The organism is Falsiroseomonas sp. RANM36 (genome assembly GCF_056682175.1).
Genome location: NZ_JBWXTD010000003.1, coordinates 435,838 through 446,648 on the forward strand (window position 1 = coordinate 435,838; position 10,811 = coordinate 446,648).

Genomic DNA, 10,811 nt, shown 5'->3' on the forward strand with positions numbered 1-10,811 from the left:
GCCGCGGCGATGACGAGATCGGCGTGCGTGTCGGTGGAAGAGGCGATGATGACGGCGCCCACCTCCGGGTCCGCCAGCGCGGTCGCGGTGTCGGTGACGCCGGCGCCGTGCTTCGCGGCCCGCGCCTGCGCCGCTGGCGCGTGCACATCCCCGCCATGCGTGAGCCGCGCGCCGCCGCGCGCCCCCCGGGGGGGGGGGGGGGGGGGGGCGCGGCGCCCCGGCCCCCTGCCGGCGGCCGCGGGGGCGGTCGCCGCCGGCCGCATCCCGCCCGGCCATGGGCGCGTGCTGGTCGCCGCCGGCGCTGCCATCAACGAGCGATCGGGCTTCGCCGGGTTGCTGCCGAACCTGACCGGCGCGCGCGGCGACCTGGTCATCGAGGGCGTGCCGGTCGCCTTCATCGCCCCACCCGAGGCATTGGCGATCGACCTGCCGCCCGGCACCTACGCGATGCACTGGCGGCTGCGCGGTCCGCTCGACGACCAGCGCTTCCCGACCTCCTTCGCGGCGCCCCAGCCGCTCGGCGTGACGGTCCGTGCCGGCGAGACGACGCGGCTCGTCGCCCTTCTCCTCGACCGCAGCGGCGTCCGGGTCAGCATCGCGCCGGGTGGCACACCGATCGGCAACACGACGGGCCTCCGCCACACGCTGCTCGAGCCGGTGCCGCCGGGCGCCGCGTTGCCGCCAGGGATCGGCACGCAGCTGGTGGTGCCGCCGCCAGCCGCGCTCTCGGCCCTGCCGATGGCGCGGCTGCCGGGGCGCTGAAGCTAGTCCACCTTGCCGATGCGCTGCACGGCGCGCACGAGGCGCGCGCTGTCCTCGCGGAAGAAGCGCTCGAAGGCTTCGCCCTCGCGGAAGTCGATGGGGCTGCCGGCGGCGGCCAGGGCGCGCTTCAGCTGGTCGTCCTGCACCGCCGGGCGCAGCGAATCGCGCAGCTTCTGCTGCACCGGCGCCGGCGTGCCGGCGGGGGCGAAGACGCCCGCCCAGATGTAGAACTCGACGTCACTGTAGCCCTTCTCCTTGAAGGTCGGCACGTCCTCGAAGCCCGGCGCGCGCGTGGCACCCCATTGCGCCAGGGCGCGCAGCTTGCCGTCGCGCACCTGCGACAGCGCGGGCCCGGGGCCGGAGGAGAGCGCGTTCACCGTGCCGGAGAGCAGCGCCGTCATGGCCGGGCCGCCGCCGGAATAGGGCACGTGCAGCATGTCGATGTCGGCGGCGCCGGTGAACATCGCCATCGCGACATGCAGCGTGGAGTAGTTGCCGGCCGAGCCATAGGTGATCGCGCCGGGGCGGCGCTTCGCATCGGCGACCAGCTCCTCCAGCGTTTTCCAGGGCGCATCGGCCTTCACCACCAGCACCGTCGGGTCGGCGGTGATCAGCGCGATCGGCGCGAGCTGGTCCACGGTGTAGGCGGGCGGGCGGCCGTTGATTCGGTCGGCCTCCGGCAGCATCGCCAGCGAGGAGAGCGCCATCAGCAGCGTGTAGCCATCCGGCTGCGCACGCGCGACGGCGCCGTTGCCGATCGCGCCACCGGCGCCGCCACGATTCACCACCGGCACGGGCTGGCGCCAGATGCGCTCCAGCGCGCCGGCGCCGGGGCGCGCGACGGTATCGGCCTGGCCGCCCGGCGGGAAGGCCACGGTCATCGTCACGGCGCGGGAGGGATAGTCGGTCTGCGCCTGCGCGGCGGCGCCGGCGAAGGGCAGCGCGGCGGTGGCGCTAAGAAGCGTGCGGCGATGCATGGTGCGTTGTCTCCCTGTTGTTGGGTGGTTCGGTCTGCAGGCGGGTTGGGGGGGGGGGGGGGGGGGGCCGCCCCCCCCCCCCGCCCCCGGCGCGCGCGGTCGGGCCGCCCGGGGGCCCCCCCCCCCCCCCCCCCCCCCCCCGTTCCCGGGGGGAGGGAGCCGTGGCTCAGGCGACGGCGTTCTCCAGCACGCCGATCCCGGTCACCTCGATGCGGATGACGTCTCCCTTCTTCAGGAACACCGGCGGGTTGTAGCCGATGCCGACGCCGGCCGGCGTGCCGGTGGCGATGACGTCGCCGGGCTCCAACGTGATGGCGGCGCTGATCGCCTCGATCAGCGTCGGGATGTCGAAGATCAGGGCGGCGACCGGCGCCTTCTGGCGCTGCTCGCCATTCACCCAGGTGGTGAGCACCAGCTTCGTCGGGTCCGGCACCTCGTCGGCGGTCAGGATCGCCGGGCCCATCGGGCAGAAGCTGTCGAGGCCCTTGCCCAGGATCCACTGGCTGTGGCGCTTCTGCAGGTGCCGCGCCGTCACGTCGTTGACGATGGTGTAGCCGAAGACATGCTTCAGCGCGTCCGCCTTGGCGATGCCGCGCCCGCCATGGCCGATCACCACCGCGAGTTCGCCCTCGTAGTCGAGGCCGCCGGTCGGATCGAGGTCGCCCTGGATGGGCTCGCCCGTCGCGATGATGGCCGTGTGCGGCTTCGAGAACACCACCGGATGCGGCGGCACCACGTCCTTCGCGCCGCCGTCGAAGCCGGAGCCGGCGAATTCCTTCGCGTGCTCGTGATAGTTCTTGCCGACGCAGAACACGTTCTTCGGCGTGCGCGGGATCGGCGCGCAAAGCCGCGCACCCTCGACCTTCGGCGCCTTCGCCACCGCCGCGCGCAGCTTGTCGAGCATCGCGGCCTCGGCGCCGGCGCCGTCGAGCATGGTCTGCCCGCGCCGCGCCGGCGCCCCCGCCCCGAGATCGAGCACCGCGCCGCCGGCGTCGAGCGCGCCGATCTCGAACTGCACCCTGCCGGCGCGCATGAAAGTCACCAGACGCATTCTTCGTTCCTCAATGCATGTCGGTCCGCGGGCGCATCTGCACTGTTTCGGCCGGTTCCGCCAGGGGCAGGCTGGCCGCGCGCTCGATGGCGCGGGCGGCGCGCAGCGCCAGGTCGTCGCGATAGAGCGCGGCGGCCACCTGCACCGCGCGCGGCATGCCGGCCTCGTCGAGCCCGATCGGCACGCTGATGGCGGGCTGCCGCGTCAGATTGAAGGCGAAGGTCCAGGGCGCCCAGTCGCGCCACAGCGCCTCCATCGGCTTCACGGTCGGCGCATCGGCGTCGAAGGCGGCGGTCGGCGTGGCGGCGGTCAGCACCAGGTCGTAGCGCTGGTGGAAGCGCGCCATCCGGTGCGCGCATTCGATGCGCAGCATGTCGGCGGCGAGGAAGTCCGGCGCGTGCATCATCTCGTTCTTCTCGCGCACCTCGGCGATGCCCGCATCCAGCAGGTGGCGCTTCTCCTCCGCCGTCTGGTCCCAGATGCGCGCCAGCGCCACGCCCCAGACGCGGGAGAAGATGGCGCGCGTATCGGGCAGGTCGGGATCGGCCTCCTCGACGATGGCGCCGGCTTCCTCCAGCAGCTTCGCCGCCACCTGCAGCGCGGCGGCCCCCTCGGCGTCCCGCGGCGGCGCGAAGCCGCGGCGGCGGACGAGGGCGACGCGCATCCCGGCGACGCCGCCCTCGATGCCGTCGCGCCAATCGCGCCGGTCGTCGGGCAGCGAGACGGGGTCGCGCAGGTCGTGCCGCGCCATCGCGGAGAACATCAGCGCCGCGTCGCGCCCGCCCCGCGTCATCGGGCCCGCGCCCGCGCCGGCGGAGAAGGCGCCATGCGGCCATTGCGGCCCGCGGCCGTAGCTCGGCTTCATGCCGACCAGGCCGCAATAGGCGGCGGGGATGCGGATGGAGCCGCCGGCATCGGTGCCGATATGCAGCGGCCCGAAGCAGGCCGCACCCGCGGCCCCTGCCCCGCTGGAACTTCCGCCCGGCGTGCGCTGCGGGTCCCAGGGATTGCGCGTGATGCCGTGCAACGGGCAATCGCCCGGCGACTTCCAGCCGAACTCCGTGGTGGTGGTCTTGCCGATGATGACCGCGCCCTCGGCCTTCAAGCCGACGACGGCGGGCGCATCCTCGGCCGCCGGCGTCGCATCGGTGGTGCGGCTGCCGCGGCGCGTCGGGAAGCCCGCCATGTTCAGCAGGTCCTTCACCGTGCAGGGCACGCCATCGAGCGTGCCGAGCGGCCGCCCGGCCATCCAGCGCGCCTCGCTCTCGCCGGCCGCGCGCAGCGCATGCGGGTTCATCGCCGCGAAGGCGTTCACCCAGGGGTTGTAGCGCGCGATCCGCTCCGTGACCGCCTTCAGAGCCTCCACCGGCGAGAGTGCGCGGCGGGCATAGAGGTCCAGAAGCTGCTCGGCGCTCATCAGCGCCGGATCGGTCGGTCGGGTCATCGGGGGCTTCCGGCTTCGGCCACGGGGCGGCAGCATGACGTCCCCTCCACGGCAGGAAAACCCCGATGACCCAACTCCCGGAAAACCCTTGGGAATGGTCCGAGCCGCAATGGCGCGAGATCGTGGGCCGCGCCCGCGCGGGGCGGTCGCTTGCACCGAAATCCTGGCCGGGCGGGGCGCGCTGCGCCGTCAGCCTCTCCTTCGACGCGGATCACGAGACGATCCCGCTGCGCGATTCGGACCAGAGCCCGATGCGCATCAGCCAGGGGCAGTACGGCAACCGCCAGGGCGTGCCGCGCATCCGCGCGCTGCTGCGCAAGCACGGCGTGAAGGCGAGCTTCTTCTACCCCGCCGTCTCCGCCCTGCTGCATCCGCGCGAGGTGAAGGAAGTCGCCGATGAGGGCCACGAGATCGGCATCCATTCCTGGATCCACGAGGCCAACACCAAGCTGCCGCCCGGCGTCGAGCGCGACCTGACGCTGCGCGCGGCGGACGTGCTGGAGAAGGTCAGCGGCCGCCGCCCGGTCGGCATGCGCACGGCGAGCTGGGACTTTTCCGTCGATACGCTGCCGATCATCCGCGAGCTGGGTCTGCTCTACGATTCATCGCTGATGGGCGACGACGATCCCTATGAGCTGGAGGAACAGGGCGAGCCGACCGGCATCGTGGAGCTGCCGCCGGAATGGATCCGCGACGACGCGCCCTATTTCAACTTCGTGCGCTTCTCCGCGCTGCGCCCCTACACGCCGCCGTCGGGCGTGGAAGAGATCTTCCGGGCGGAGTTCGACGGCGCGCTGGCGGAAGGCGGGTTGTTCCTGCTGACGATGCACCCGCATGTCATCGGCCATCGCAGCCGCATCTCGATGCTCGACAGGCTGGTCGAGTACATGAAGGCGCAGCCCGGCGTGTGGTTCGGCACGCATGAGGAGGTGGCGCGCTGGTGCAAGGAACAGGCGAAGCTCTGACGGCATCCCCTCCCCCCCCGTGGGGGGGGGCGGCCAAGTCAAACAGGGAGGCTTCACGTCTGGGAGACGAAGGGGTTCGGAGAGTCATCCGAATGACCCTGCTCCAGCGTCGCCGCCGGAACACAACAAACATATGCCGCTTCGTCGCATGCGCGATTGGAGAAATCGCGCGGTCGGGCATGCACGCACAGCATGAGTCAGCCGGAAATCGCCACGCCGACACCTTATTGAGCGTGCATGCGCGCCGCGACTCGGCAGCGACAGGCATCGCAAGGCGAACCCGCCGCTCGGCCGATCACATCACTGTGCGGCAAGGCGCCCCGGCGCGGCCAGCTCCGCCACCAGGAAGTCGCGGAACACCGCCACGCGCTTGGAGTGCCGCAGCTCCTCCGGATAGACGAAATACGCCTCGATCCGCGGTGCCTTCAGCTCGGGCAGCACCTGTACCAGCCCGTCCAGCTCCTCGCCCATGTAGTCGGGCAGCGCGGCCAGGCCGAGGCCGCTGCGCACCGCCTTCACGATGCCGGGCAGGGAGTTCAGCTCCAGCACCGCGCGGCGCGGCGTGCCGGGGCGGCGCCCTGCTTCGGCCAGCCAGTTTACGCTTTCGATCGGCGGGCGATAGTCGCCATAGACGATCATCCGGTGGGCATCGAGATCCTCGGCCCGCTGCGGCATCCCGTAGCGCTTCAGGTAGTCCGGCGCGCCGCAGACCCGCCAGTTGAAGCTGCCGAGGTTGCGCTGGATCAGGTCCGGCTGGCGCGGCGGGTGCATGCGGATCGCGACATCCGCCTCCCGCATCGCGAGGTCGAGATCGGCGTCGTCCAGCAGCACGGTCAGCGAGACATCCGGGTGCAGCTGCAGGAAGCGGTGCAGCCGCGGCGCCAGCCAGATGCTGCCGAAGCCCGTGGTGGTGGTGACCTTCAGCCGCCCGGTCGGCTTCTCCCGGCTTTCGGTCAGCAGCGCCTCGGTCATCGCGAGCTTGGCGAAGACCTCGCGCACGGCGCGGTTCAGCGTCTCGCCCTGCTCGGTCAGGATCAGGCCGCGCGCATGGCGGTGGAAGAGCGGCACCTGCAGCGCTTCCTCGAGCGCCTGGATCTGCCGCGACACGGCCGACTGGCTGAGGTTCAGCGTCTCGCCGGCATGGGTGAAGGACCCGGCCTCGGCGACGGCGTGGAACACGCGCAGCTTGTCCCAGTCCAGCGGCATCCCCGCGGCGTCTCCCTGCTGGCGGGGCCCTCACGGTGCGCCCCGTTGCCGAAGGCGGACCGGAACGAAGGCCCGCAGAAGCTTCTCCCGAGTCGTCAGGCTGCCATGAGCGGCGGCGGCCTGGATAGACCATTGCGCGCGGAACACCGCGCGCCAGGTCGCGCCGCGCTCAGTGGGCCGCGGCTGCCGGCGCCTCGGCCGGCGCATGGGCGAGGAACTTCTCCGCCTCCAGCGCCGCCATGCAGCCGGTGCCCGCGGCGGTCACGGCCTGGCGGTAGATGCGGTCCTGCACGTCGCCGGCGGCGAAGACCCCGGCGACGGAGGTGCGGGTGGTGCCCGGCTCGGTCAGGATGTAGCCCTCCGCGTCCATCGCCACCTGGCCCTTGAACAGCGCGGTGGCGGGGTCGTGGCCGATCGCGACGAAGACGCCGTGCACCGGAAGCTCCGTCCGCTCGTTCGTCCTCACGTTGCGGAGCGCCAGCGCGCGCGCCCCCGGGACACGGCCGGAGCTGTCGGCCAGCACCGCCTCCGCCACGCTGTCCCAGACGACCGAGACATTCTCCTTCGCGAAGAGACGCTGCTGCAGGATCTTCTCCGACCGGAGTTCCCCGCGCCGATGCACCAGCGTCACGTGGCGCGCGAGGTTGGAGAGGTAGAGCGCCTCCTCCGTCGCGCTGTTGCCGCCGCCGATCACGGCGACATCCTTGCCGCGGAAGAAGAAGCCGTCGCAGGTGGCGCAGGCGGAGACGCCGAAGCCCGAAAGCTCCTTCTCGCCGGGAATGCCGAGCCAGCGCGCCTGCGCGCCGGTGGCGATCACAACCGCCTCCGCCTCGTAGGTGGCGCCCGAATCGCCTGTGGCGCGGAAGGGGCGGCGGCCGAGTTCGACCGCCGTGATTACGTCCTGCACGACGCTGGCGCCGACATGCTCGGCCTGGGCCTGCATCTGCTCCATCAGCCAGGGGCCCTGGATGGCCTCCGCGAAGCCCGGATAGTTCTCGACATCGGTGGTGATGGTGAGCTGGCCGCCGGGCTGCAGCCCCGCGACGACCAGCGGCGCCCGCCCGGCGCGGGCCGCGGGGATGGCCGCCCGGTTGCCCCCCGGGGCCGCGCCCGCGCCCGCAAGCCTGGTGCGACGGAGATCTGACACGGTTCGTGCTTCCGGAACGGGTGCGCTGCACCATATCGTCCGGCGGCGACGCTTCCTCAACCGTTTCCGCGGCATTCGCGGACGCTGCCGCAGGATCTGGCGCGAGGCACCTTGCCAAAACTTAATGTAGAACTATGTTACGCCCGAAACGTATGCGGATGCATGGAAGAGGCGCGACGATGCGACGGCACGACCTGCCGGACCTCGATATGGTTGACCGCCAGATCCTGGCCGAACTCCAGGCCGATGGCCGCATGACCAATGTGGAACTGGCCCGCCGGGTGGGGCTGTCCGCCCCACCCTGCCTGCGCCGCGTGCGGCGGCTGGAGGAACAGGGGGTGATCCGTGGCTATCATGCGGATCTCGACCCGCAGGTGCTGGGATGGCAAATCACCTTCTTCGCCCTGGTTGGGCTCGAAACCCAGAAGGAGGCGGTGCTCTCCGCCTTCGAACGGATGGTGACCTCGTGGCCGGAGGTGCGTGAGTGCCACATGATCCGCGGCGGCGGCGACTTCCTGCTCCGCCTCGTCGCGCGCGACACCCAGCACGAGAATGCGCTGACGGCACGCCTGACCGAGGCGCCGCATGTGCTGCGCGTGCAGACCATGCCGACCATCCGCACCGCGCGCGACCTGTCGGGCGTGCCGGTGGAGCGGGAGACCGAACCCGCCTGAGGCGCTGGCTGGCGGCGTCGCTGCTGGCGGCCGCGCTCGCGCTCGGCGGCGACCGCCCGGCCGCGGCCTTCGGCGCCTTCCCCGCCGCCTGCCCGCCCGGGATGCCCGCCGGGGTGGCCTGCTGGCGCGGCGAGGACGACAACGGCGCGCATCTGCTGCTGGCGCGGCCGGCGCGGTGGAACGGCCGGCTCCTCGTTCACATCCATGGCGGGCCGCGCATGGCGCGCCCCGGGCCGCACACCTCGGACGAGGACCTGCTGCGCAGCACCGAGATCCTGCAGCAGGGCTGGGCCTTCGCCGCTACCAGCCGCCGGGCCGCCGGCTTCGGCGTGCTGCGCGCCGCCGAGGATGCCGAGCAGGCGCGCCGCGCTGCGGTGGCGGTGTTCGGCCAGCCGCGGCTGACCATCCTGCGCGGCCAGTCCTGGGGCGGCAATGTCGCCGCCCGCGCCGGCGAGGCGATGAACGAGCCCGGTGCGGACGGGCGCCGCCCCTATGACGGCGCTCTGCTGACGGCCGGCGTGCTGGCTGGGCCGACCCGGGGCTACGACATGCGGGTGGACCTGCGCGCCGCCTTCCAGGTGGTCTGCGGCACGCTGCCGGCACGCGGCGAGCCCGCCTATCCGGTCACGCTCGGCCAGGCGCGCGGCTTCCGCCTGACACGCGAGCAGGTGATCGCGCGCTACCTGGCCTGCACCGGCGCCGACAAGGCACCGGAGCAGCGCAGCCCGGCGCAGCGCCGCGCGCTGTCGGACCTGGCAGCGGCCAGCCGCGTGCCGGAAGCCGCGATCCCCACCCATCTCTGGTGGGCGACGCAGGTCTTCGCCGACATCGCCTGGAACATGACCGGCGGCCGCAGCGCCTTCGGCAATGCCGAGGTCCGCTATCGCGGCACCGCCGACGACGAGGCCTTCAACGCCCGCGTGCCGCGCATCCGCCCCGACCCCGAGGCGCTGGCGCTGCTGGCCGCCGATGGCGACCCGACCGGTCGCATCAGCGTGCCGGTGCTGACGATGCACGGCATCGGCGACACCACCGTCTTCGTCGAGCACCAGGCCGCCTATCGCGAGACGGTGGCGCGCGCCGGCATGGCCGACCGCCTGGTGCAGGTCTTCGTGGACGAGAGCGACCACACCAAGCTGTCGCCGGTGCTCTATCCGGCCGCGCTGGACGCCCTGGCCGCCTGGATCGAACGCGGCGAGAAGCCGACGCCCGCCGGGGTGCAGGCGCGCTGCCTCGGGCTGCAATGGGTCTTTCCGGGGGATTGCCGGATCGTGCCGGGCTACGTGCCGCAGCCCTGGGCGGCGCGGGTCAATCCGCGCGGGGCGGTAGAGACGGTCACTGCACGGCGCTGAATCCGCCCGCCCACCGAGGAGGGCTCAGAGACCGTTTGGGAACACCGGGCGGGTCGGCGCCGCGGGGTTTTTCCGCCCCCGCGTCGCGCCAAAGGCGCGCTCCCCGCGCGACGGCCGGCTTGCCGATGCAACCAGCAGCGGCGGCGCCGTCCGCCGAGCGGCGACGAAAAATCCCCTGCGGACCCTCAGCCGCCGGCATTCTCAAACGGTCTCTCAGCCCCGCCGCACCTCGTAGTCGCCGGCGCGCCGCGCGGCGATGATGGCGTTGCCCGGCGCGGCGGCGCGCACCTCCACCATCCGGTGCAGCGCGGTGCTCTGCACCGTCGGCGCGCCGAAGAGCTGCTGGTGCTGCACCTCGATCACGTTGCCGCCGAGGTCGGAGATGCGCTTCGCGATATCCGCCAGCATGCCGGGCCGGTCCGGAATGTCGAAATGCAGGCGCAGCAGGCGCCCGTCGCGCAGCAGCTGGCGCAGCAGCACGTTCGACAAAGCGCGCGCATCGATGTTGCCGCCGCAGATCGGGATGCCGACCGCCTTGCCGGCGAAGCGCTCGGGAAAGGCGAGCACGGCGGCGAGGCCGGCGGCGCCGGCGCCTTCGGCGACGACCTTCGCGCCCTCGGCGAGCAGGGCGATCGCCTCCTCCACCGCGCGCTCGGGCACCACCAGCACCTCCAGGCCGAGGCGCTTGATCAAGGCGAAGGGCAGCTCGCCCACGTCGCGCACGGCGATGCCTTCCGCGACGGTCGGACCGCCGACCTGCACCGGCTTGCCGGCCAGGCGCTGCGCCATGGCGGCATAGGCCTCGACCTCGACGCCGAAGACGGTCGCGCCCGGCTTCATCTCATGCGTCGCCGCCGCGCAACCGGCGAGCAGCCCGCCGCCGCCGACCGGCACCGCGAGCGTGTCGATCGTTGGCGCGTCCTCGAGCATTTCGAGCGCCGCGGTCCCCTGGCCGGCGATGACGCCGGGATCGTCATAGGGGTGCAGGAAGAACAGCCCCTCCCGCAGCGAGAGGTCGAGCGCATGCGCGGCGGCCTCGGCCAGAGTCTCGCCATGCAGCACCACGCGCGCGCCCCAGCCTTCGGTGCGCGTGACCTTGGTGGCCGGCGTGTAGCGCGGCATGACGATGGTGGCGCGGATGCCGGCGAGCGCGGCCTGCCGCGCCCCCCCGTGCGCGTGGTTTGCGGCCGCCAAACCGATAACGCCCGCCACGCGGTACCGCGGCGAGAGCCC

The 10,811-nt window shown here is 72.7% G+C and carries 10 protein-coding genes; 4 read left to right on the top strand and 6 right to left on the bottom strand.

Features of this window, described 5'->3' with window-relative positions; all coding sequences use genetic code 11:
• Nucleotides 1-159: 159 nt before the first annotated feature.
• Nucleotides 160-762, top strand: a complete 603-nt coding sequence (locus AC1MIR_RS06845) for a hypothetical protein (protein ID WP_480027434.1) — start codon at nt 160-162, stop codon at nt 760-762.
• Nucleotides 763-764: 2 nt separating this feature from the next.
• Here the strand turns inward: AC1MIR_RS06845 and AC1MIR_RS06850 are convergent, their stop codons facing one another.
• The 3 genes from AC1MIR_RS06850 to AC1MIR_RS06860 all read right to left on the bottom strand — a co-directional run bounded on the left by AC1MIR_RS06850 (nt 765) and on the right by AC1MIR_RS06860 (nt 4,234).
• Nucleotides 765-1,739 carry a tripartite tricarboxylate transporter substrate binding protein gene (locus tag AC1MIR_RS06850; RefSeq protein ID WP_480027435.1) on the bottom strand — a complete coding sequence of 325 codons (975 nt, stop codon included), beginning with the start codon at nt 1,737-1,739 and terminating at the stop codon, nt 765-767.
• A 166-nt stretch (nt 1,740-1,905) separates the two neighbouring features.
• A complete protein-coding gene (locus AC1MIR_RS06855) occupies nt 1,906-2,790 on the bottom strand; it encodes a fumarylacetoacetate hydrolase family protein (RefSeq protein ID WP_480027436.1) in 885 nt (294 codons plus the stop codon).
• A gap of 10 nt (nt 2,791-2,800) precedes the next feature.
• The gene (locus AC1MIR_RS06860; RefSeq protein WP_480027437.1) at nt 2,801-4,234 is read right to left on the bottom strand and encodes an amidase; all 1,434 of its coding nucleotides are present in this window, start codon (nt 4,232-4,234) and stop codon (nt 2,801-2,803) included.
• Between the two features lie 65 nt (nt 4,235-4,299).
• Between AC1MIR_RS06860 and AC1MIR_RS06865 the strand changes: the two genes are divergently transcribed.
• Nucleotides 4,300-5,199, top strand: coding sequence for a polysaccharide deacetylase family protein (locus AC1MIR_RS06865; RefSeq protein ID WP_480027438.1), 900 nt, complete (start codon nt 4,300-4,302; stop codon nt 5,197-5,199).
• A gap of 300 nt (nt 5,200-5,499) precedes the next feature.
• Here AC1MIR_RS06865 and AC1MIR_RS06870 read toward each other — a convergent pair whose 3' ends face one another.
• Together AC1MIR_RS06870 and trxB are read right to left on the bottom strand one after the other, a co-directional pair.
• The gene (locus AC1MIR_RS06870) at nt 5,500-6,405 is read right to left on the bottom strand and encodes a LysR family transcriptional regulator (RefSeq protein WP_480027439.1); all 906 of its coding nucleotides are present in this window, start codon (nt 6,403-6,405) and stop codon (nt 5,500-5,502) included.
• A gap of 169 nt (nt 6,406-6,574) precedes the next feature.
• The gene (gene trxB, locus AC1MIR_RS06875; RefSeq protein ID WP_480027440.1) at nt 6,575-7,552 is read right to left on the bottom strand and encodes a thioredoxin-disulfide reductase; all 978 of its coding nucleotides are present in this window, start codon (nt 7,550-7,552) and stop codon (nt 6,575-6,577) included.
• Between the two features lie 179 nt (nt 7,553-7,731).
• On the opposite strand from trxB, the gene AC1MIR_RS06880 reads away from it, so the two are divergent.
• Together AC1MIR_RS06880 and AC1MIR_RS06885 are read left to right on the top strand one after the other, a co-directional pair.
• Nucleotides 7,732-8,226, top strand: coding sequence for an Lrp/AsnC family transcriptional regulator (locus AC1MIR_RS06880; protein ID WP_480027441.1), 495 nt, complete (start codon nt 7,732-7,734; stop codon nt 8,224-8,226).
• Nucleotides 8,227-8,339: 113 nt separating this feature from the next.
• On the top strand, nt 8,340-9,578 hold the full coding sequence (locus AC1MIR_RS06885) for a hypothetical protein (RefSeq protein WP_480027442.1): 1,239 nt from the start codon (nt 8,340-8,342) through the stop codon (nt 9,576-9,578).
• A 213-nt stretch (nt 9,579-9,791) separates the two neighbouring features.
• Here the strand turns inward: AC1MIR_RS06885 and AC1MIR_RS06890 are convergent.
• Nucleotides 9,792-10,811, bottom strand: a 1,020-nt coding sequence (locus AC1MIR_RS06890; RefSeq protein ID WP_480027443.1) for a pyridoxal-phosphate dependent enzyme, incomplete at its 5' end; no start/stop codon positions are given.